Genomic DNA, 21,960 nt, shown 5'->3' with positions numbered 1-21,960 from the left:
GTCAGGTTCCCTGCTGTTCCCGCTGGATCTGTTCCAGCGACTTACCGGCATTGTCAGGTGCCCATAGCCAACCGATCAGTGCGCTGACTACAAGAAATCCGGTAAGTATCCACGCCAATAGCGTGAAATCCCAACTGGCCAGTACCGGCACGAAGAAGCTGAAAATGCCCAGCACGATGCGCACGATGGCAAAACTGACGCCCTGCGCCGTGCTGCGAAGGGCGGTGGGAAACATCTCCGCGCTCCACAGCTGGAAGAAGCTCTGTGCGCCAAAGCCCTGGAAGAAACCGATGATCAACACGTGCGCCAGTACCACCGGAACGCTGAGCGGGAAAATCGCCAGCAGGCTCATGCCCACCACCTGCATCACAGCAGAGATCATGAACATCTTCTTGTGGCTGACCTTGTCGACGAACTTCATGAAAATCAGCCAGTTGGCGAGCATGCCAAGACCGAAGTTCAGGCATTGCAAGGCGATGGATTCGCTGCGTGTCGCGACTCCCAGCGTTTCCATCAGGTATGGGAAGAACAGGCCGTTGGTTCCTGCCCAGAGGTTCCAGAACCCGTAGATGCCGACGAGACCGAGGATCGAAACAAGGAACTTGCCTTTGAACAGTTCGGTCAGCGGCGGCGCCTTGAAGTCGGCCTTCTGGGTTTCCTCCCAGCGGCGGCTCTCGCGCATCTTGCGGCGCAGGAAAGTGAGGCCCAGCGCCACGACCACGAGGTGAGCGAAAACAAGGCGTGCGCCCAGGTCGCCCAGCCCGGACAGGCCCAGCGCCATCAAGAGAACCACGACCGGGCCGAGGTTCCACAGGATCTGCGCCACGCCCGAATGCTTACCGCGCCGGTCGTCTGGCGCTTCCTCGGCGATCAGGGACCAGCTGGCGGGAATGTCCGCGCCCACGGCAAGGCCGACGATGATGAAGCCCAGCACGATCATCCACGGGGCGACCGCGAAGACCAGGATGCTCATGCCGAAGGCGTAAACGAGCATGTCATACTGGTAGATGCGCTTACGCCCCAGCTTGTCGCACAGCCAACCGCCGATCATCGCGCCGACCCCCGCACCAATGGCATTGGGACCGAAGGCAGCGATGAGGCCGAGCAGGTTGTCGGACAGGCCGTAGAGCGATTGCCACAGCGCCAGCGCGGCTGCGCCCGAGACGATCGACCCGCTGTCGATATAGTTGGCAAGACCGGCAAGGATCGTGCCTTTCCAGTTGTCCTTCTCGATATGCGGATCGTCGACGATCTGTACCTGGTTCATGCTATCCCTTCCTGTGCAATTATGTTCGCGTCGATCTGGTTGATCGCGGTTGTTCCGGTGAGCGCCATGGCGACGCGCATTTCGTTTTCGATCAGTTGCAACACGTGGCGCACGCCCGTTTCGCCGCTGTCGCCGAGCGCGTAGACCCAGGGGCGGCCGATCAGTACGCCATCGGCCCCCAGCGCCAGCATCCGCACGACATCGAGGCCCGAGCGCACGCCGCCGTCGGCCAGCAGAGTCATTTCTCCACGCACGGCATCGGCTATCGCGGGTAGGGCGCGGGCGCTGGATAGCGCGCCGTCAAGCTGCCGCCCGCCATGGTTGGAGACCACGATCCCGTCCGCGCCCAGCTTTGCTGCTTCGCGCGCATCGCCCGGGTCGAGAATACCCTTGATGACAAGCGGGCGATCCCATTCCGAGCGGATGAAATCGAGGGTGTCCCACGTTACCGACGGGTCGAAGTTGCTGCCCAGCCAGGCGAGGAAATCGGAGATCGGTGCATCAGCTCCCATCACGCTGGCGACGTTACCGAGCGACAACGGGCGACCGTTCAGTCCCACGTCCCAGGCCCAGCGCGGGCGCTTGAGCACCTGCCACATGCGGCGAATCTCGCCCTTCAGGTTATCCGCCCCCGAGAGACCCGAGCGCACATCGCGATAGCGGCTGCCGGGCAAGGGCAGATCGACCGTGAACATCATCACCGGGCAGTCGACGGCTTTTGCCCGCGCGATCATCTCGCGCATGAAGCCGCGATCGCGCAGCATGTAGAGCTGGAACCAGAAGGGCCGCGAGGCCGCAGCGGCTACTTCCTCCATGGCGCAGGCAGAGACGGTGGAGAGCGTAAAAGGCACGCCGGCTGCATCGGCAGCGCGTACGGCCTGGCACTCGCCGCGCCGCGCGTTGAGCCCTGCCAGCCCGACAGGCGCAAGGGCCAGCGGCATGGAAAGCTCTTGCCCGAACAGCGTGGTCGACAGGTCGATCTTGGAAACGTCGCGCAGCACGCGCTGGCGCAAGGCGACCTGCTCCAGGTCGCTGACGTTCCGCCCTAATGTAACCTGCGCATAAGAGCCGCCGTCGACGTATTCGAACAGGAAGTGCGGCACGCGCCGCCGCGACAGCTCGCGATAGTCGGTGACGGAAGCAGCGATCACGCGGCACCTGCAATGCGTTCATGCCATGCTTCCTTGTAGGCAGTCAGGTCCTCGGGTAGCGGATCGACCTGCTGCAGTTCGCCATCGGGCTGGAGCGTGGGGTCGATCAGTCGCAGGGCGCCGAAGCTCACGTCGTTGTGCGCGTTCGCGGTGAACACCTTGGTGTCAGGCCGCAAGGACGCGAGGGCACGGACGAAGACTTCGGCCTCGGCAAAGCGGCCTTCGACTAGCAGGCGTTCCTGCGATCCGATCAGGTCGAGCGAGACGTCAGCCACCAGCGCGGCATAGAGGCAAGCACCGGCGCGGCGGGCGTACCATTCGGTCGGCCGGTTGGCCCAGCCGCCTGCAGCATCGGGGAAAGGCCCGTTGCCGGGCGCAAGCGTCGGCAGGACCATGGCCATGCTGTCCACCACGCCATCAACTGCGCTGAGGAGGTGGGACTGGTCTGGCTTGATGTCGACACGGCGGGTGTCGATCTCGATCAGGCTTTCGATTTCGCGCCCGCCCATAAACCGGGCTGACGGAACGGGTTGCCCGTAGGCATCGACATTGACGAGGCAATCGCGCGCTTCTGGCAAGTTTAGTAGGTTCAGGGACTGCTTGGCGAGCCGCATCGCTATGAACCAGGTGCCGGTTGAGAGCACTGTCGCTTCATTATCGGCAATCTCGGCGAAACCGCGCGCCGCCATGAGGGCAGCGTTGGAATCGTGGAGACCGGCAAGCACCTTGGCCGTGGCAGGTAGTCCGATGTAGTCGGCGAGATCCGCCTTCAGCGTACCGACCACGTCGCTCGCCTTTGCCAGCGGTGCGAAACGGTCAGCCCAGCCACGGCGCTTGGCCATGGTGGAGAATTGCCCGGAGCTCGGGTTCCACAAGTCCGAATGACAACCGAGGCTGGTGACCTCGCTCGTCGCCACGCCGGTTAGTAACCAGGCCCAGTACTGGGCATAGGGCATCAGAGTTTCGGAGCCGAACGGTATGCTGGCTTGCGCTTCGAGCATGTGCAACTGCGCACCAAGGTTGAGTCCCGCAGGCAGGGCGGGCGAGCCCGTTTCGGCGAAAGGATCGCGCTGCTCGCGGTAGCCGGCCAGTTCATGGGGCGGCAGTTCCATCTCGTAGTTCGGGGTTGCAAAGGCCGGCGCCTTGCCGCGAATGCCAGCCACTGCCGCGCCATGCGACACGGGTACGATGTATTCTACCGGATGGCTGGCCCATTGCTTGAGCGTTTCGATTGCCCAGTCCGTCGTTCCGGCGGTGTCGAGCACGCCATTGGTTGACTGGTTGGGGCGGGTGGCACGGTCGAGCATGCGGCCGTCGCGCGACCACAGGCTGAGCTTGCTCAGTGTCTTCCCGACATCAAGGACAATGGCCCAACCTTGACTCAAGACTTCCCTCCCGTAGCGCCTGTCATTGCACTTTCATGATTGCCTGTTAGCGAAAATGATTGTTATTGAAAAGTGCAAATGCTAGGGTCTCGATCGTGATGAACATGCAGACACCTCTGGCCGGAGAGGCCATTCCCTTCGCGATCCCCGCCAGTCGCTGGGACGATTCCACCGCAGCCGGGAAAAGCGAATCGGAGCTGCTGCTCTATCGCTCCAACCTGCTGGGCAGCGACCTGACCGTCACCAACTTTGGCGGCGGCAACACCTCGGCCAAGGTGATGGAGACCGATCCGCTGACCGGCGAACTGGTCGAGGTGCTGTGGGTCAAGGGCTCTGGCGGCGACATCGGCTCGATGAAGCTGGACGGCTTTGCCACGCTTTACGAAGACAAGCTGCTGGCGCTGGAAGGCCACTATGCGGGAGAGGAAGACGACGACAAGATGGTCGGCTTCCTGCCACATTGCACCTTCAACCTGAACAGCCGCGCGGCCTCGATCGACACGCCGCTGCATTCGCTGCTGCCCTACAAGCACATCGACCACGTCCACCCGGATGCGGTCATTGCGCTGGCCGCTTCGTCGAACGGCGAGGCGGTGACGAAAGAGATATGGGGGGATGCGATTGGCTGGCTGCCTTGGAAGCGCCCGGGCTTCACGCTGGGCGTGATGATCCGCGATTTCGCGAGGGCCAATCCCCAAGCCAAAGGCGCCATGCTGGCCGGTCACGGGATCATCTGCTGGGCCGACACGGCGAAAGATTGCTACGAGCAGACCGTCCACCTGATCGCCGAGGCAGCTGACTACCTGAACAACAAGCTTGCCGGGAATCCGGCCTTTGGCGGCGCGGTTACCGCTCCCAACGAAAACCGCGCCGCCATCGCAGCAGACCTGATGCCGCGCCTTCGCGGTTTGATGACCGGCGCGCGCCGAAAAGTCGGGCATTTCTCGGATGATGAGGCCAGCCTCGAGTTCGCCAATTCGGCTGACCTGCCGCGCCTTGCGGCGCTGGGCACAAGCTGTCCCGACCACTTCCTGCGCACCAAGATCGCGCCCTTGCTGCTCGATCCCGCGAAGCTGGACGATGACGCCTACTTGGCGGAATCGCTGGCCGAATACCGCGAGCTCTATGCGACCTATTACGAGCGCTGCAAGCGCGCCAACTCCCCAGCCATGCGCGATGCCAACCCGGTGGTGGTGCTGGTGCCCGGCGTGGGCCGGATCACCTTTGCCGCGGACAAGGCCACGGCGCGCATCGCAGGCGAGTTCTACCTCAACGCCATCAACGTCATGCGCGGAGCTGAAGCCATTGGCGACTATATCGCGCTGGACGAGCAGGAAGCTTTCGACATCGAGTACTGGCTGCTCGAGGAAGCCAAGCTGCAACGTATGCCTGCGCCGAAGGAAATGGTCGGCAAGATTGCGCTGGTCACCGGCGGTGCTGGCGGCATCGGTGCGGCAACCGCAGCGCGGCTGCTGAAGGGCGGCGCCTGCGTCATGCTGGCAGACCGTGACGGCGACGTGGTGGAAGAAGTCCGCGCGAGTTTCGCCAGGCAATACGGCAAGGACGTAGTCCGCTGCGTCACCTGCGACGTTACCGACGAGGCACAGGTTGCTGCGGCTTTCGCTAACTGCGCGCGCGAATTCGGCGGCCTGGACATCCTCGTCGCCAATGCCGGGATCGCCTCCAGCGCGCCAATCGAACAGACCACCGTGGAACTGTGGGACCGCAACTACGACGTACTCGCGCAGGGCTATTTCCTCACCGCCAAGCATGCCTGGGGCCTGCTGAAACAGATGAACGACCAGGGCGGTACTTCGGTAGTCTTCATCGGGTCCAAGAATGCGGTGGCCGCAGCCGCCGGCGCATCGGCCTATGCCAGCGCCAAGGCGGCGGCCAACCACCTCGCGCGCTGCCTCGCGCTGGAAGGCGCGCCCGAGGGCATCCGCGTCAACGTCGTCAACCCGGACGCTGTGATCAAGGGCAGCCGCATCTGGGATGGCGACTGGCGCAAGGAACGCGCCGCCTCCAACAAGGTGGACGCGGGCGAGGAGCTGGAAGCGCACTACCGCAACCGCTCGATGCTGAAACGCGACGTGCTGCCCGAGGATATCGCCGAAGCCGCCTATTGGCTCGCCAGCGAAGCCAGCGCAAAGTCGACCGGCAACATGATCAACGTCGATGCCGGTAACGTGCAGGCGTTTACGCGCTAGCAGGCGCGGGGAGAAGACATGCAGAACACGGTAATTTCGCCCGAGCTGATCGCCGAAAGCAACGCGCGCCATGCCGCCGCGTTGGAGGACGACTACGCCAGTCTCGGGCGCAAGCTGGAGCGGCAAGGCGTGGCTATCGATGCCGTTACCGACAAGGCCAAGGGCTGGGCTGTTGCCGTGCCCAGCTGGGGCGCAGGCCGGGGCGGTACGCGGTTCGCCAAGTTCCCGCTGGCAGGCGAGCCGACCAACATCCACGAGAAGCTGGAAGACTGCGCCGTCATCAACCAGCTGGGCCGCACGACGCCGGGCGTCTCGCCGCACCTCCCATGGGACTGCGTGGACGACTACTCCGCGCTGCGCGAGGAAGCAGAGGGCTACGGCTTGCACTTCGACGCGGTGAACTCCAACACCTTCCAGGACCAGCCGGGACAGGCGCAGACCTATGCCGCCGGTTCGCTTTCCAGCACGGTGGAAGCCACGCGCAAACAGGCCGTGGAACACAACATCGATTGCATAGAAATCGGCAAGCAGATCGGCTCGCAGCGGCTGACCGTCTGGGTCGGTGACGGCACAAACTTGCCAGGCCAGCAGGACCTTGGCCGCAGCCTTGATCGTTATCTTGATGCCGCTGCGGACGTTTACGCAGCCCTGCCCGAAGACTGGCTGATGATGCTCGAACACAAGATGTTCGAACCCGCATTCTACTCCAGCGTGATTTCCGACTGGGGCTCTTCGCTGATGGCGGCGCAGGAACTGGGCGACAAGTGCAAGTGCCTCGTCGACCTTGGCCACCACGCGCCCAATGTGAACATCGAGCAGATCGTCGCCCGCCTGCACCGCGCGGGCAAGCTAGGCGGGTTCCACTTCAACGACAGCAAGTACGGTGACGACGACCTCGATTCCGGGTCGATCAATCCGCACCAGCTGTTCCTGGTGTTCAATGAACTGGCCGAGGCCGAAGCCGATCCGCGTGGCGGCTTCGATCCCGCCTACATGATCGACCAGTCGCACAACGTTACCGATCCGATCGAGTCCATGTTGTCGTCCGCCGAAGCCATCGCCGGATGCTATGTCCGCTCGCAGCTGGTGGACCGCGAGGCGCTTCGCGCCGCGCAGGAGGCGAACGACGTCATGCTGGCCTTCCGCACCTTGCGGCAGGCCTACGAAACCGACGTCGGCCCAATCCTTGCCAAGGCGCGTGCGGAGCAGGGCGGGGCGATCGACTGGCTTGGCACCTATCGCGCCAGCCAGTACCGCGAGCGCAAGGCGCAGGAACGCAAGGCCGTGGGGCAGGGCGCGGGTATCGTCTGAGGCAGCAAGTGCTGCGGTGGATAGCCAGCTATCAGCAATTTCGATTTACCTGCGCGGCTCAAGTCCGGCATGAACGTCCACTTGGGAAAAGGGGATATTGCATGCTGAAGGCAGCACTTGGATTTCTTGCAGCTTTGCTGATTACCGCAACGGCGACCGCACAGCCGGACCCGTCGATGTTTGCGGCGGAGGTGGTGCCGCCGGTACAGGGCGAGTTGATCCCGCTGCCGACGGTTGACCCCCAAAGCGAGAATGCCGAGCAGTGGAACCGCGTGTTCGGGCAGGTCTGGGTGCGCAACGTGTCGCATCCGGGGCTGTACCGCGTGGCGCCGAAGAACGGCCGTGGCAACGGGCGCGCGGTCATCGTTGTGCCGGGCGGTGGCTATTCCTTCGTCTCGATCGAAAGCGAGGGGTTCTGGGTCGCGGAAAGGCTGGCCGCGCAGGGGTATACCGCCTTCGTACTCAAGTACCGACCGCGCACCACGCCCGCCGGGATGGAGGAATTCATCGCCGCGCTGGTCGCCGATTTCGGCAACCTGGGGCAGCGCCAACTGCCCGACCATCCGCCTGCGGTGGACGATCTCGCCGCCGCGATCACCTTGATCCGCGAACGCGCCGCAGAATGGGAAATCGATCCCGGCTCCATCGGCGCAATCGGGTTTTCCGCCGGTTCGCGCACCACCATCCGCCTGTTGGAAAACCATCCCGAGGCTGCCCTGCTTGACCATGTCGGCCTGATCTATCCGCCGATGGCGCAGACCATCGCCCCGGGGCCGCGCCCGGACCTGTTCATGGCCATCGCCGTGGACGATCCGCTGTTCCGGCAAGGCGGCCTAACCATGGTCGACAGCTGGCTGGCGGAAAGCCAGGCGGTGGAGTTCCACCTCTATTCGGGCGGGGAGCACGGCTTTGGTTTGCGACCGCAGGGCACCACTAGCGACCTGTGGATCGACCAGTACCTAGCCTGGCTGGCGCTACAGTAAGATAACAGAACAAGACGGGACGAAAGAGGGATCACGATGACTGATGAGGCCCAAACGGTACCCGCGAATGCGCGGGCGATTTTCTGGATCTGCGTGCTGCTGCTGTTCACGGCGGCACTCGGCTTCTCGATCCGCACGGGCGTTTCCGGCGCGATCAAGGAGACGCTGCTCGATCCCTACATGCCGATGGCTTCAGGCGAGATGATCGCCGCCACGCTTGGCTATTCCTTCCTCGGTTTCGCGCTCAGCCTGCTGGCGATCAGTCCGCTGCTGGACCTGTTCGGCGCCAAGAAGGTGGTGCTGTTCTCCGCTGCCACCTTTATCGTCGGCCCGGTGCTGATCCTGCTGTCGCCGTCCGCGGGTGACGGGGCAACCACCTACATCGTGCTCAACATCGGCATGGTCGTTTGCGGCCTAGGCTGGGGCGCGATGGAAGCATCTGTGAACCCCGTGACAACGGCAATCTATCCCGAAGACAAGACCGGCAAGCTCAACGCGCTTCATGCTTGGTGGCCTTTCGGGATCATCGTTGGCGGGCTGGCCTCGGTGTTCCTGTACGAAGCGTCGGGCGTGTCCTGGCAGGTCATGATCGCGCTTATCATCGTGCCTGCCGTACTGTGCGGCGCATGGGCGCTGGCGCAGGACTTCCCGCCGACCGAGACCAACGCCAAGGGCGTGCCGTTCGCCACCATGATGGCTGAGCCGTTCAAGCGTCCCGGCTTCTGGATTTTCCCGGCGATTATGTTCCTGACTGCTTCGGCGGAACTGGCACCAGGCAGCTGGGTGGACGTGGCATTGACCGAGACGGTGGGCATGCCGGGCATCCTGGTGCTGGTCTATGTCTCTGCAATCATGTTCGTCATGCGCCACTTTGCCGGTCCGCTGGAGCGACGCTTTTCCGACATCGGCCTGCTGTGCGTCTGCACGATCCCGGCGGCCATCGGCCTCTACCTGCTGAGCCTTGCCAACTCGCCCGCCACGGCGCTGCTGGCGGCGACGGCATGGGCGATCGGCGTGTGCTTCATGTGGCCGACGATGCTGGCTGCCGTCTCCCGCCGCTATCCCGCAAGCGGGCCCTGGGGCATCGGCATCACCGGCTTTGCCGGAGCCATGGCGATCTACGCTGTGCTGCCCGAAATCGGCAAGATCTACGACGAGGCCAAGCTTGAGGCCGCAGGCGGGACTGAGGCCTTCGCCGCCCTGCAACCGGGTCCGGAACTGCATGCCGCACTTGCCCATGCCGCCGAGCAGAGCTTCCAGGCGATTGCCGTGGTGCCGGTGGTGCTGTTCGTGGTGTTCGGGTTGGTCTGGCTGGTGGAACGCGCGCGGCGCAAGGCCTGATCCGACATGCGGATCGGCATCAACCTGCTGCTGTGGACCGGGCACGTAACCCGCGACCTGCGGCCGGTGCTGGAAGAGATCGCCGCGACCGGCTTTGACGGGGTCGAGGTGCCGATATTCGACGCCACCGATCCGGCGCACTATCGTGATCTTGGCAGGCTGCTCGACGACCTCGGGCTGGCGCGGACTGTGTCCAGCGCCTTCACTGGCGCCGCGGGCAACCCGGTCTCGCCTGATGAACCCGAACAGGCCGCCGCGCGAACTTTCCTTGGTGATGTCGTCAACTGCACAGCCGAATTGGGCGCAGACATGGTCGTCGGACCGATGTTCCAGCAATTGGGCCAGTTCACTGGTGTCGGGCCGACCGAATCCGAGCTGGAGCGGTGCGCCGCCTTCCTGTCGGACATGGTGCCGCAGCTCGATGGCAGAGGGGTGACGCTGGCGCTGGAGCCGCTCAACCGGTTCGAAGCCTACCTGCTCAATACCGCCGAGCAGGGGCAGGCGCTATGCAGCCGAGTGGGCCATTCGCGCGTGGGCGTACTCTACGACACCTTCCACGCGAACATCGAGGAAAAGGACCCCGTCACCGCGCTGGGCGACCTGCACGCCAGCGGCAGGCTGGTGCACGTCCATATTTCGGAGAACGACCGCGGCACCCCGGGCAAGGGGCATGCGAAGATCCGCGAGACGATCCACCTGCTTGATGCGCTGGACTACGACGGTTGGCTGACCATCGAGGCATTCGGCAAAGCCGTGCCCGAACTGGCTGCTGCCACCTGCGTCTGGCGTGACTTCTTTGCCGACCCGCTGGAGGTCGTGCACGAGGGTCACGCCTATATCCGCGACCGTCTAGAGACCGCCTAGGCTTCCAGGTTCTGCAGGTATGCCAGCGACTGCGCCATGGCTTCCTCGCGCGGCATGGCGAAGGGCGGTTCCTGCTCGACGAAATAGTGCGAGACGCCAGCGGCTTCGGCGGTAGGCAGGATGTTCGCCCAGTCGAGCGTGCCCGAGCCGACCTCGGTCGGGCTCATGCCGAAATAGAAGCTTTGGCCGCTGTCGGCAGCGATGTCCTTCACGTGTAGCGAGACGACGCGTCCAGACAGGGATTGTAGCTCGGCAACGGGATCGCGGCCCGCTTGCGCCACCCAGCCGAGGTCGAGCTGGAACTTGAGCAGGTCCGGGTCGGTTTCGGCCATCAGCACGTCCCAGGCCGTGGTGTCGCCCAGCGGCGCGAACTCGAGGTTGTGGTTGTGATAGCCCAGCGTGATCCCGCGATCGCGCATGGCGCTGCCCAGCTGGTTGAACAGTTCGGCTGAGGCCTGCCAATGCTCCAGCGTGGCCGCCTGGAAGGTGCGGCTGATCGCCTGCGGGAACTGCTCGCCCTCCTGAACACCGAAATCGTCCGGCAAGACGGGGAAGGGGATCACCACGTTGGTGACGCCCAGCGCCGCTGCCGCATCTGCGACTGCGCCGGGATTGTCGCCGAACACCAGCCCGTCGCCGGTCAGGTCGAAGGCCTTGGCTGGTACGTGCAGGCTGGCAATCGGGATACCGGCAGCATCGGCCGCCGCCTTGAGTGCAGCCGGTTCGTGGCCCAGCAGGTTAGGCAGTTCCATCTCGCCAAAGCCCATGTTGCGCACTTGCGCGAACAGGGCCGCCGGGTCCTCCACCGGATCCTGCCCGACCAGCGCGTAGAGCTGGATGCCCACCGGCTTGCCGATCCGCTCGAAGAACCTCGCCGAGGCCGCCGGAGTTTCCGATCCGCTGCATCCGGGAATGAACGCTGCTGCGCCCACGGCCCCCATACCGCGCAACAGCGCGCGCCTGCCCAATACGATCATTTTTTTCAGGTCCTTTCCACTCCCCGGCATATTCGCCGAGCCGATTTCATTCTATCCGATGGATCGATTTGCCGGAAGCTTGTGCGTTTCGTAGTTTACCGGAAGTCTGGGAGGATAATGGATGTTTGAAACTGGCGGGATGAACCGCCGCGCGTTGCTGCAACGCGCGTTGGTGCTGGCGGGTGCGACCGCCGCGATCGGGGCATGCGACGCCATCGGCTTTGCCGATTCGGACAGCCCGTTCCGCCACAGTGCGGAAGACATGGCCCTGATCACCGCGCTGGCGAATGTCATCGTCCCCACGGGAGACACGGTCGGCGCGATCGATGCCGGGGTGCCTGCCAGTTTCGAAGGCCTGATGGCCAACTGGGCCTCACCCGAAACGCGCGAAGCGATGGCCAGTGTGCTGGAGACGCTCGGCGCTCTCGATCCGGATGGCGCGGACTTTGCCGGATTGTCCGAAGCCCGTCAGGCCGAACTACTCACTGCCTTCGATACAGAGGCGCTGGCACCGGCAGAAGGTGGCGGGGGAAGCCCCTTTGGCCCGCCGCCTGCCAGCAACCCTGATTACCAGCGCTTCAAGCAGCTGGTGGTCGTGCTGTTCTACCTGTCAGAGCCCGCGCTCACGCAGGAGATCGCCTACACCCACATTCCCGGACGGTGGGATCCCTCCGTGCCCGTGACGCCCGAGACTCGCCCACAGGGCGGGCCGGGCATGTTCTGAGTTGCGAAGGGACGCATTCCATGGATTTTGACGCAATCGTAATCGGCTCGGGCATGAGCGGCGGCATCGCTGCCAAGGAATTGACCGAGCGCGGCCTGAAGACGCTGGTGCTGGAGCGCGGCGGCAATATCGACCGCAGCAACCAGGCCGACCAGACCGACTGGATGCAGCCGTGGGACCTGCCAAATGCGGGCAACATCCCGGAAGTGGAGCTGGCCGAGGACTATCCGGTGCAGAGCCAGTGCTATGCCCTGTCCAGCGCCACCAAGCACCTGTTCGTCAAGGACAGCGAGCATCCCTACCAGACGCCCGAAAACAAGCCGTTCAGCTGGATCCGCGGCTATCACCTGGGTGGCCGCTCGATCATGTGGGGCCGCCAGTCCTACCGCCTCTCGGCGATGGATTTCGAGGCCAATGCGCGCGACGGGCACGGGTCCGACTGGCCGATCCGCTACGACGATATCGCCCCGTGGTACGACCACATCGAGAACTTCATCGGCGTGTCCGGTTCGCGCGAGGGGCTGCCGCAATTGCCCGATGGCGACTTCCTGCCGCCGTTCGAGCTCAACGATGCCGAACTGCAGTTCAAGCGCGCGGTGGAGAGCAATTTTCCCGGCCGCAAGGTGATCCCCGGACGCGTGGCCAACCTGCGCGAGGCGCGCGAACATCACCGCGAACTGGGCCGCGGCCCGTGCCAGGTCCGCAGCCTGTGCGAACGCGGCTGCACCTTCGGCGCCTACCACTCCAGCCTGAACTCCTCGCTGCCGGCGGCGCAGCGCACGGGCAACCTCACCGTGATCACCGATGCCATCGTCCATTCGATCGAATACGATGCGGCATCGGGCAAGGCGACCGGCGTGCGCGTGATCGATGCCAATACGAAGGAAGGATCGACGCACACCGCCAAGGTGATCTTTTGCAACGCCTCGACCATCGGCACGGCGCAGATCCTGCTCAATTCCACCAGCGAGGCCATGCCGCGCGGGCTGGCCAATTCCAGCGACATGGTCGGCCGCAACATCATGGACCATCTCTATGGCCTGCTGACCGTGGCCACCTTCGACAACATGCCTGATACCTTCTATTTCGGGCGGCGGCCGACCGGGTTCTACATCCCGCGGTATCGCAACCTTGGCGGTGCAGACGGGGATTACCTGCGCGGCTACGGCTTCCAGGGCGGCTTTTCCCGCAACGGCGGGGCAGGGGCCGCGATGGCGGGGCCGGGCATCGGCGAAGACCTGAAGGCACGCGGCCGTCAGCTTGGCACATGGCAGATGTTCTTGGCTGGTTTCGGCGAGATCCTGCCGCACCCCGACAACCGCGTTTCCTTGTCCACCAGCGAAACCGACCAGTGGGGTATTCCGGTCGCGCACATCGACGTGGCTCTGCGCGAGAACGAGCTTAAGCTTGCCGCCGCGATCCAGGAGGACGGGCGCGCCATGGCAGAGGCGGCGGGCGGCACGGTGGTCACCTCGCTCGGCACGCCGTCCCCACCGGGGCTGGGCATTCACGAGATGGGCACAGCGCGCATGGGCGCCGATCCGGCGACGTCGGTACTCAATAAGTGGAACCAGGCGCACGACGTACCCAACCTGTTCATCACCGACGGCGCGGCCATGGCATCCAGCGGGTGCGTCAATCCGTCGCTTACCTATATGGCCCTGTCGGCGCGCGCCGCCGATGCAACTGCGAGCATGCTTGCGGAAGGCGCACTGTAGAGAAAAAGCGAAGCGGCTAGCCGCCTAAATGATCATTTGTTAGTGAAAATGATTGATTGTGAAATTGCCGGGTGTTAGCCTCCCTCCATTGAATGGCCGACTGTCCGAAATCGGGCGGCGAGCACGGGAGTTCGGGGAGTAGGTATGAAGACTGGCTTGAAACTTGTAGCAGCAACCGTTGCTCTGACTCTGGCTGGTTGTGCGACCACGGCTCCGGTCGGAGATGCGGGAGTGGCGCAGTCGTCACAGCAGGCGGACCCGCTGATGCAGGGCTTTGTCGCACCTCCCAATGCCGCTCGTCCGCGCGTGTGGTGGCACTGGATGAACGGCAATATCACGCAAGAAGGCATTGCCGCAGACCTTGCCTGGATGGACGAAGTCGGCATCGGCGGTTTCCAGAACTTCGACGCCGATCTGGGTACCCCGCAGATCGTCGAGAACCGGCTGGCCTACATGACGCCCGAATGGCGCGAGGCCTTCCGCTTCGCTGCGTCCGAGGCTGACCGTTACGGGCTGGAAATGGCCATCGCCGCTTCGCCCGGCTGGTCCGAGACCGGTGGCCCCTGGGTGCCGGCTGAGGACGGGGTGAAGAAGATCGTCTGGGGCCAGACGCTGCTGACCGGCGGCACGGCCTTCCACGGTGCGATCAACCGTGCACCCACTAATACTGGCCCCTATCAGGCCATGCCTGTGCCGGAGCCGGAGATTGCGCTGAGCGACAGCCATCCGCCCGAATTGCCTGATGCGTCTGGCCATATCGCCGTGCTGGCCGTTCCGGTCAGCGAACCGACCCTGCCAACGCCGCAGTTCTCGCTCGCTGACGGTACGGCGGTGTCGCCTGCTGCTATGGTCGATGCGGACCTTGAAAGCGGCCATGCCTTGCCGCTGGCGGCGGACAAGTCGGGTGCGCTCTATGTTACCTATCCGCAGCCGGTCATCGTGCGCTCTCTGGACCTGGCCATTCCGGGCCTTGTCCGCCCCTTCCGCAGCCCGCCGGTACTGCCGCTGCTGGAAGTGCGCACTGCTGACGGCTGGCAACAGGTAGGCGATATCCCGCTGATCAATACCCCGATGACCCTGGGCTTCGAACCGGTCACCGGCAGCGAGTTCCGCCTCCGCATAATCGAGAACCCCAACATTGTCCCTCCGACCGAAATGGACGGTGTAGAAGGTGCCGTCGCATTGGACGTTTTTGCCTTGGGTGACCTGTCAACCGTGTCAGTCAACCAGTTTGCCTTTGGCGCCGGCCACCGCATGAACCGCGTGCAGGAAAAGGCCGGTTTCGCGGGCGTGATGGACTACTATGCCATTATGTCTGACGACGAGACGCCGGTTGAACTGGCGCTGGGCGACGTCATCGATATCTCCGACCGCGTCGCCGCCGATGGCACGCTCGACTGGACTCCGCCCGCAGGCAGCGACTGGCTGGTGCTCGATTTCGGCTGGTCGCTGATCGGCACCACCAACCATCCCGCACCGCCCGAGGCGACCGGGCTGGAAGTCGACAAGTACGACCCCCATGCCGTGCGTCGCTATCTCGAGACCTACCTTGGCATGTACCGCGAGGCGACGGGCGACGACCTGATCGGCGAGCGCGGCCTGCGTGCGATCCTGACCGATTCCATCGAAACCGGTTTTGCCAACTGGACTCCGGCGATGGAGCGCGAGTTCGAGGAACGACGCGGCTATGCCCTGCGCCCCTGGCTGCCTGCGCTCACCGGCCTGGTGATCGGCTCCGAAGCGGAGACCGAGGCATTCCTTTACGACTGGCGCGACACCCTCGCCGAACTGCTGACCGACAACCACTACGGCACCGTTGCCGACGTGGCCCATGAGAACGGCCTGATCGTTTACGGCGAAGCACTGGAAGACAAGCGGCCTATGCTGGGTGACGACCTGTCGATGCGTCGCCATGCCGACATCCCGATGGCAGCCCTGTGGACCTATCCCAGCCACGGTTCGGTGCGGACAACGCTGATCGGAGACATGCGCGGCGCGGCTTCCACCGCGCACGTTTATGGCCAGAACCTGGTGGCAGCGGAATCGATGACGGCGGCCAATTCGCCCTGGGCCTTCTCGCCGCGCGACCTGCGGCGCTTTATAGACTTGGAATTCGCCCACGGCATCAACCGCCCCGTGATCCACACCTCGGTCCACCAGCCGCTGGACGATTTCCAGCCCGGTGTGACGCTGGCGATCTTTGGCCAGTACTTCAATCGCCACGAGACCTGGGCCGGCATGGCGCGGCCGTGGGTCGATTACATGTCGCGCAATGCCTACATGCTCCAACAGGGCCACTTCTTTGCCGACGTGGCCTGGTTCCGCGGCGAGGAGGCCCCCGTGACCGCGCAATATGCGGCCGCAGTGCCCGACGGTCTGCCGCAGGAATACGCCTTCGACTTCGTCAATGCGGACATGCTGGCCGATGCAATGCACGTCGAAGACGGCATGCTGGTGACGCAAGGCGGCACGCGCTACCGCGCGCTGGTACTGGGCCCGGACGCCCGGAATATGACCTTGCCGACGCTGCGCCGCATTGCCGACCTTGTCGGGCAGGGCGCAACCGTAATCGGCGAGCGTCCGGCGGCGACGCCGTCATTGGCCGATGACAAGGAGGAGTTTGCCCGGCTTGCTGACCAACTCTGGACCGGTCCGAACGTGCACGGCACCGCTGACTATTCCGCAGTACTGCACGAACTAGGCGTGGCCCCGGACTTCGCCTTCACCGGCGGTGGCAGCGATGCGGAGATCCTGTTCCTGCACCGCCAGATGGCCGACGGATCGCACAGCTATTTCCTCAACAACCGCCGCAATCGCGCCGAACAGGTGGAAGCGCGCTTCCGCGTCACCGGCTATGCGCCGGAATTGTGGGATGCGGTAACCGGCGAAGCGCGACCGCTGAGCTACCGGTTTGATGGAGACCACACCGTCGTGCCCGTCGCAATGGGTCCCGAAGAGTCGTTCTTCGTGGTCTTCCGCGAGGCGACGAGCGCCCAATCACGCACTGTCCCGCAGGCTTCGGCGCAAGCCGTCGCAACTATCGATGGGCCGTGGCAGGTTGTCTTCCAGGAAGGGCGCGGCGCACCCGCTGGCATCGCCATGGACGAGCTATCGCCGCTCAACGAGCATGCGGACGACGGCGTGCGCTATTTCTCGGGCGTGGCCAGTTATACCACCACGTTCACTGTCGAGGATGCGGATGAGGGGCTGTGGGTCGATCTCGGCCAGGTTGCTGATGTTGCGGAGGTTTATATCAACGGTACCTACGCCGGCACCAGCTGGTGGGCACCGGACCGCGTGGCCATTGGGGAATTCCTGCAGCCGGGCGAAAACCGCCTAGAAGTGCGCGTCGCCAATCGCTGGATCAATCGTCTGATCGGTGATGCCCAGCCGGGAGCGGAGCCGCTGACTCAGGCAACGGCACCGACCTATATGCCCGATGCACCGCTACGCCCGGCAGGCCTGATCGGGCCGGTGCGGCTGCTTTCCACGCCATAAACTGGAATGGTTCTTCTATAATCTACCGCGTCAATTAGCATCTATCCAAACAGCCCGTTTTACTTAGCGCCCCCTCCCGCAGATGACCCACGTGGGAGCAATCACAGTGCGGCAATTGTCCGCGAACAATATATCGGGTGAGGAGTTTGAGAATGAGTTTCTCCGCAATGAAGGTGGGTCTGCTGTCGTCGGTGTTTACAGGGACGGCCATGTTTGCGGCTCCGGCGGCCCACGGCCAGGACGGGCCTGCCGAGGCCGAGCAACAGGAGCAGGGGTCGACGATTTACGTCACCGCGCGTAAGCGTGAGGAAGACCTGATCGACGTGCCTCTGCCGGTGACGGTGGCCACACAGGAACAGCTGAACCGCGACCAAGTCTACAGCTTGAACGACCTGCAGCGCATCACCCCGGCACTGGAAATCAGCCAGACTTCGGGCGGTGAATCGAACGGAGGCGGACGCCTGCGCGGCGTCGGTACCGGCGTGTTCAACCCCTCGGTTGCCTCGTCGGTAGCACTGGTGATCGACCAGGTCCCGGTCGGCAACATGTCATTCCCGCAACTGTTCGACATGGCGCAGGTCGAAGTGCTGCGCGGTCCGCAGGGTACCCTGTTCGGCCAGGGCGCTTCGGCTGGTGTGCTGAACGTTACCACTCGCGCGCCGGTGCTTGGCGAATTCGGCATGAACGCCAGTGTGGACTGGGCGGACAAGGGAACCGTTGGTTCCGAAGTCGGCGAATGGGTGATCAATGCTGGTGTCAACGTGCCCTTGGGTCAGATCGGTGCCCTGCGCGTGGCCACGCAGTTCAAGGAAGAGACGGGCCTGCAGCATTCGGTCACCACCGGGCAGGACAACGTCATCCAGGACTGGGGCCTGCGCGGCCGCCTGCTGCTTGAACCCAGCGACGCGCTGACGATCAATCTCAACGCAGAATATGCCCAGAACACGTCTGACGGGCAGACCTTCTTCGCGGTTGCCATTGCGCCCAACGCTACCACGCCGTTCGGCCCTCCGGGTGCCACCATTGGCGGCATTTCGACCGGCGCCTACACCGATCCCGCTGGTTGTGCGATGCCGGTGATCGACGAGCGGGCGGAGTTCTACTGCGAGAATGACCCGAGCTACCTGCGCACCGAAGTGCAGGCCTATTCGGCGGTGTTCGACCTCGACCTGAGCGACGACCTGAGCGTAACTTCGGTCACGTCCTACCGCGCCCGCCGCTTCGACCAGGAACACCGCGATTTCTCGCGTATCCTGCCGGCACCGGCCGCGCAGCAGAACCTGACGCGCGAAGACGCCAACGGCTTGAGCCAGGAACTGCGCCTGAGCTATGTCGGCGATACCTTCGACTTCGTCGCGGGTGGCTTTTACCAGGACTTCGAATTCGACCGCATTCCGCTGGGGGGCGTGTTCGGATCGAACCTTCCTGGCGAGCGTGTCGGCTTCAGCGTCTGCAACCCGGGCGGTACCTTCTGCCCGGTCGGCAACCAGTTCACTGACGAATTGACCGAAAACCGCACGCTGGCACTGTTCGCAGACGCCACCGTGCAGGTTAGCGAGGTGGTCAGCATCTTCGGTGGCCTGCGCCTGGATGATTACAAGAACACCACCACGGTGCAGACCTTCCCGGCGATTCCGGGCAATGCCGGTGGTCCGAACGGCACCGCAGGCACTTTTGTCACCGAGGACAGCAACATCTCGGGCCGCATCGGTGTCAGCTTCCAGCCGAACCCCGACACCAACATCTTTGCTTCCTACTCGCGCGGCTACAAGCCGCCGGCCGTGGGCACGAACCCGGCTGGCCAGCTGTTCCAGCTTGAGCCCGAAAAGGCCAATGCCTTCGAACTGGGTGCGCGCTTCAACATCGGTGACGTGCAGCTTTCGGGCAACGTGTTCTACAATGAACTGCTCGACTTCCAGAGCCAGACCAGTGTCTTCGTCGGCACGGCCCTGGTTTCGCAGCCGCTCAACATCGACCAGATCGAAAGCTATGGCTTCGAGGTCGGCGCGGTGGGCGAGATCCTGCCGGGCTGGGTGGTGAACGCGGGCTACCAGTTCAACAACATCACCTTCCCCTCCGGCTATGTCGGCGATGATGGCGGCAACCTGGGCGGAACGCAGTTCCTCAACGCTCCGCGCCACAAGTTCACGCTGTCGAGCGAGTTCTCGACCCCGGTGACGGAGTCCATCGAGTTCTTCGTGAACGCCAACCTCGTCTACAAGAGCGACGTCCTGCTCGCTGCCCGTGCAGACGATCGCTTCCGCTATCCGGCGCACGAGTTGATCAACGGCGGACTCGGCATTCGTGATGCGGACGGTGGCTGGAACCTCAGCGTGTTCGTTCGCAACCTGACCGAAGAGCGTGAGCCCACGGCCTATCTCGCCAGCACCTTCGCGGGCCGGCCAGACGGCGGCATCCGTGCCTGGCCGGTGGCAGGCCTGACCGCCCGCGTCGTCGGCATCCGCGCCGGCTTCGAGTTCTAGGGACCCGAAAGTCTCTCCCTGAAGGCCGGGGAGGTGTTGCGGCACCTCCCCGGCCTTTTGCTTTGGGAGCCAGGAATTGCAACGGTGTGGAGGAGGCTATTGCGCCTCCGAATCCTCTCGCTTGGCGATCTTGTGGGCCTCTTCGTTGATGCCGCTCTTCCAGTAGCTGGAAATGTAGAGCCGGTCCGGGCCGAGGCCGCGCTCGTCGCGCAGGTAGGCACGTAGCGCCTGCATGGCGCTGAACTCGCTGGCACACCAGGCATAGACCTTGCCCTCCGGCCAGCCTGCTCCCCGCAGGGCCGTTGCCAGCGCGAGCGGTTGCGAGCCGGGTTGCGGCACCACCAACCAGCGCAGTTCGACACCGGCAGGGCGCGGCAGGTCCTGCGCGTCCTCGGCGCTCATTACCTCGATCACGGCAAGGCCGCGCGCATCGTCCGGCAGGGCAGCGAGGTTGACTGAGATTGCGGGCAGGGCAGTCATGTCGCCTGCAAGCAGGTAAAAGTCATGGCCCGGCGGCAGCGGCTTGGCTGGCCCCGGCCCGCCTGCTTCGATGTTGTCACCGGGTTCGACGTTTAGTGCCCAGTCGGTGGCAGGTCCGGCATGGCCGGTAGCGGTTTCCGCATGGAGGGCGAAGTCGACAACCAGTGCGTCCTCGCGCTGATGCCGGATCGTGTAGGTGCGGACGGCGGGCTTGCCACCATCCTGCGCCAGTCGCAGCTTGACGTAGGCGCCTTCGCTGTTCGGCGGGAATTCCGCCATTCCTTCACCGCCGAGCGTTACGCGCAGCAGATTGGGGGTAACATTGGCCTTGGCCAGCACTGTGAACCCACGCGGCGGCGGGCGATTGGGGGGTGCGATAATTTCTTCTCCTTGGGGCCGGAGCGCTAGGCGGCGGTATTGCCGCCCAGCGTTTCGGCGAACCAGTCGGCGATGTAGTCGATCGCGAAGGCGTGGTTGTCCGCGCCTACGTGTTCGACACCGCCTTCGCGCGGAGTGAACCACTTGAGCTCACGGCGCGGCGAATTGACCAGTTGGTCATAGGCCTGCTGCGCATAGTCCTTGCTGATCTGCCGGTCTTCCACGCCGTGAGTGACCAGGAAGGGCACCTTGATCCGGTCCATGTGGCCGTTGAGGTTCATGTCGGTCGTCTTGGCGAGGAAGTCGTCCATGTCCTTGGCACCGAATACCCAAAAAACGTGGCCCCAGTAGTGCGGCACGGGGTTCTCGCCCTCGCGCTTGATGCGCTTGTCCTGCACTTCGCGCCAGTTGTGGTTGGCACCCCAGGCCGCGCCGCTGGCAAAGCGAGGTTCGTAGGCCACCGCGCGCGGAGCGAAATGGCCACCCAGCGAGATGCCGGTCATGCCGATCTTGTCGTTGAGCACGTCGTCGCGGGTTTCGAGGTTGTCGACCCATGCGCTGGCCCATTCCTCGCTGTGCGGGGTGGCGGGCAGGTCGTGCAGGCGCAGCGCCTCGCCGGTGCCCGGCTGGTCAACGCAGATCGAGTGGATGCCGCGCTGGGCGAGCGCCTTGGGGAAGCCGCCCATCCACAGCATTTCCTTCATGGAATCGAGACCATTGCAATAGACCACGCAGGGCGCGGGGCCATCGACGGGTGCCTTGTGAAACAGGCCGGTGATCTCCTTGCCCTGGTAGGGAATGGTGATCTTCTCGACCGGTTCGTTGGTAAGCTCCATCCCGCGCATGAAGTTGGTGATGGAGTTCATGTAGGTCTTCATGCGGCCTTCGCTGCCGTGGGCCTGCATGCGTTCGCCGGTCTGGTAATAGATGGCGCTACGCTTGAATTTGTTGCCCGCGGAAAACTCGCGACCCAGCGCAAGGTCTTCCTCGCCCAGTTCCACCAGCTTATCGGCCATGCCGACCCAGGCCCTCATGAAGTCCTGCGTACCAGCATCCTCGCCAGCCTCGGCCTTGTCCTTCAACTGGTTGATGATGTCGACGATCTCGCCGATCTTGCCGCCGTTTTCTACCGCGATTGAAACCGACAGGTTCCAGACGTAATTCGGGAAGGGTTCGAACAGGGCCAAGTC

15 protein-coding genes are annotated in these 21,960 nt (G+C 64.0%); 9 read left to right on the top strand and 6 right to left on the bottom strand.

The features are described from left to right. Position 1 precedes the first annotated feature (1 nt). The 3 genes from AAEO60_RS10410 to AAEO60_RS10400 are packed head-to-tail and all read right to left on the bottom strand — an operon-like array spanning position 2 to position 3,803. Positions 2-1,267, bottom strand: a complete 1,266-nt coding sequence (locus AAEO60_RS10410; RefSeq protein WP_341673652.1) for an MFS transporter — start codon at positions 1,265-1,267, stop codon at positions 2-4. Further along, a complete protein-coding gene (lldD, locus tag AAEO60_RS10405) occupies positions 1,264-2,418 on the bottom strand; it encodes an FMN-dependent L-lactate dehydrogenase LldD (protein WP_341673651.1) in 1,155 nt (384 codons plus the stop codon). The genes AAEO60_RS10410 and lldD overlap by 4 nt, the downstream gene beginning before the upstream one ends. Further along, positions 2,415-3,803: an FGGY-family carbohydrate kinase gene (locus tag AAEO60_RS10400; RefSeq protein ID WP_341673650.1), complete on the bottom strand. Its 1,389-nt coding sequence runs from the start codon at positions 3,801-3,803 to the stop codon at positions 2,415-2,417. The genes lldD and AAEO60_RS10400 overlap by 4 nt, the downstream gene beginning before the upstream one ends. 104 nt (positions 3,804-3,907) lie before the next feature. Here AAEO60_RS10400 and AAEO60_RS10395 point away from each other — a divergent pair, with 104 nt between their 5' ends. The 5 genes from AAEO60_RS10395 (at position 3,908) to AAEO60_RS10375 (ending at position 10,512) form a co-directional block, all read left to right on the top strand. Next, positions 3,908-6,013 (top strand): bifunctional rhamnulose-1-phosphate aldolase/short-chain dehydrogenase, encoded by a 2,106-nt coding sequence (locus AAEO60_RS10395; RefSeq protein WP_341673649.1) that lies wholly within the window; start codon positions 3,908-3,910, stop codon positions 6,011-6,013. Positions 6,014-6,031: 18 nt separating this feature from the next. After that, the gene (locus AAEO60_RS10390; RefSeq protein ID WP_341673648.1) at positions 6,032-7,324 is read left to right on the top strand and encodes a sugar isomerase; all 1,293 of its coding nucleotides are present in this window, start codon (positions 6,032-6,034) and stop codon (positions 7,322-7,324) included. A 101-nt stretch (positions 7,325-7,425) separates the two neighbouring features. Further along, the gene (locus AAEO60_RS10385) at positions 7,426-8,307 is read left to right on the top strand and encodes an alpha/beta hydrolase (protein ID WP_341673647.1); all 882 of its coding nucleotides are present in this window, start codon (positions 7,426-7,428) and stop codon (positions 8,305-8,307) included. Between the two features lie 36 nt (positions 8,308-8,343). Continuing rightward, positions 8,344-9,648, top strand: a complete 1,305-nt coding sequence (locus AAEO60_RS10380) for an MFS transporter (protein ID WP_341673646.1) — start codon at positions 8,344-8,346, stop codon at positions 9,646-9,648. 6 nt (positions 9,649-9,654) lie between these two features. Beyond that, entirely contained in the window at positions 9,655-10,512 is an 858-nt protein-coding gene (locus AAEO60_RS10375; protein ID WP_341673645.1) for a sugar phosphate isomerase/epimerase family protein, read from the top strand. Here AAEO60_RS10375 and AAEO60_RS10370 read toward each other — a convergent pair. After that, entirely contained in the window at positions 10,509-11,489 is a 981-nt protein-coding gene (locus AAEO60_RS10370; RefSeq protein WP_341673644.1) for a sugar phosphate isomerase/epimerase family protein, read from the bottom strand. The genes AAEO60_RS10375 and AAEO60_RS10370 overlap by 4 nt on opposite strands. A gap of 121 nt (positions 11,490-11,610) precedes the next feature. Here AAEO60_RS10370 and AAEO60_RS10365 point away from each other — a divergent pair, with 121 nt between their 5' ends. The 4 genes from AAEO60_RS10365 (at position 11,611) to AAEO60_RS10350 (ending at position 19,912) form a co-directional block, all read left to right on the top strand. Continuing rightward, complete coding sequence (locus AAEO60_RS10365; protein WP_341673643.1) at positions 11,611-12,213, top strand: gluconate 2-dehydrogenase subunit 3 family protein; 603 nt, start codon at positions 11,611-11,613, stop codon at positions 12,211-12,213. A gap of 20 nt (positions 12,214-12,233) precedes the next feature. Further along, positions 12,234-13,931, top strand: a complete 1,698-nt coding sequence (locus AAEO60_RS10360) for a GMC oxidoreductase (protein WP_341673642.1) — start codon at positions 12,234-12,236, stop codon at positions 13,929-13,931. Positions 13,932-14,162: 231 nt separating this feature from the next. Then, on the top strand, positions 14,163-17,429 hold the full coding sequence (locus tag AAEO60_RS10355) for a glycosyl hydrolase (protein ID WP_341673641.1): 3,267 nt from the start codon (positions 14,163-14,165) through the stop codon (positions 17,427-17,429). Between the two features lie 152 nt (positions 17,430-17,581). Beyond that, on the top strand, positions 17,582-19,912 hold the full coding sequence (locus tag AAEO60_RS10350; RefSeq protein ID WP_341673640.1) for a TonB-dependent receptor: 2,331 nt from the start codon (positions 17,582-17,584) through the stop codon (positions 19,910-19,912). A gap of 96 nt (positions 19,913-20,008) precedes the next feature. Here AAEO60_RS10350 and AAEO60_RS10345 read toward each other — a convergent pair whose 3' ends face one another. After that, a complete protein-coding gene (locus AAEO60_RS10345; protein ID WP_341673639.1) occupies positions 20,009-20,731 on the bottom strand; it encodes a siderophore-interacting protein in 723 nt (240 codons plus the stop codon). Between the two features lie 65 nt (positions 20,732-20,796). Next, positions 20,797-21,957 carry an alpha/beta hydrolase family protein gene (locus AAEO60_RS10340; RefSeq protein ID WP_341673638.1) on the bottom strand — a complete coding sequence of 387 codons (1,161 nt, stop codon included), beginning with the start codon at positions 21,955-21,957 and terminating at the stop codon, positions 20,797-20,799. Positions 21,958-21,960 lie beyond the last annotated feature (3 nt).

This window comes from Aurantiacibacter gilvus (assembly GCF_038289935.1).
GTDB lineage: Bacteria > Pseudomonadota > Alphaproteobacteria > Sphingomonadales > Sphingomonadaceae > Alteraurantiacibacter > Alteraurantiacibacter gilvus.
The sequence above is the reverse complement of the archived record's forward strand: the minus strand, read 5'-3'. Positions and strand labels throughout refer to the sequence as shown.

What these genes read in the sequence shown, in the direction of transcription:
- AAEO60_RS10395 (WP_341673649.1), top strand. Translation starts at nt 3,908, where the DNA reads ATGCAGACACCTCTGGCCGGAGAGGCCATTCCCTTCGCGATCCCCGCC.
- AAEO60_RS10370 (WP_341673644.1), bottom strand. Translation starts at nt 11,489, where the DNA reads ATGATCGTATTGGGCAGGCGCGCGCTGTTGCGCGGTATGGGGGCCGTG.
- AAEO60_RS10375 (WP_341673645.1), top strand. Translation starts at nt 9,655, where the DNA reads ATGCGGATCGGCATCAACCTGCTGCTGTGGACCGGGCACGTAACCCGC.
- AAEO60_RS10380 (WP_341673646.1), top strand. Translation starts at nt 8,344, where the DNA reads ATGACTGATGAGGCCCAAACGGTACCCGCGAATGCGCGGGCGATTTTC.
- AAEO60_RS10350 (WP_341673640.1), top strand. Translation starts at nt 17,582, where the DNA reads ATGAGTTTCTCCGCAATGAAGGTGGGTCTGCTGTCGTCGGTGTTTACA.
- AAEO60_RS10390 (WP_341673648.1), top strand. Translation starts at nt 6,032, where the DNA reads ATGCAGAACACGGTAATTTCGCCCGAGCTGATCGCCGAAAGCAACGCG.
- AAEO60_RS10385 (WP_341673647.1), top strand. Translation starts at nt 7,426, where the DNA reads ATGCTGAAGGCAGCACTTGGATTTCTTGCAGCTTTGCTGATTACCGCA.
- AAEO60_RS10410 (WP_341673652.1), bottom strand. Translation starts at nt 1,267, where the DNA reads ATGAACCAGGTACAGATCGTCGACGATCCGCATATCGAGAAGGACAAC.
- AAEO60_RS10360 (WP_341673642.1), top strand. Translation starts at nt 12,234, where the DNA reads ATGGATTTTGACGCAATCGTAATCGGCTCGGGCATGAGCGGCGGCATC.
- AAEO60_RS10365 (WP_341673643.1), top strand. Translation starts at nt 11,611, where the DNA reads ATGTTTGAAACTGGCGGGATGAACCGCCGCGCGTTGCTGCAACGCGCG.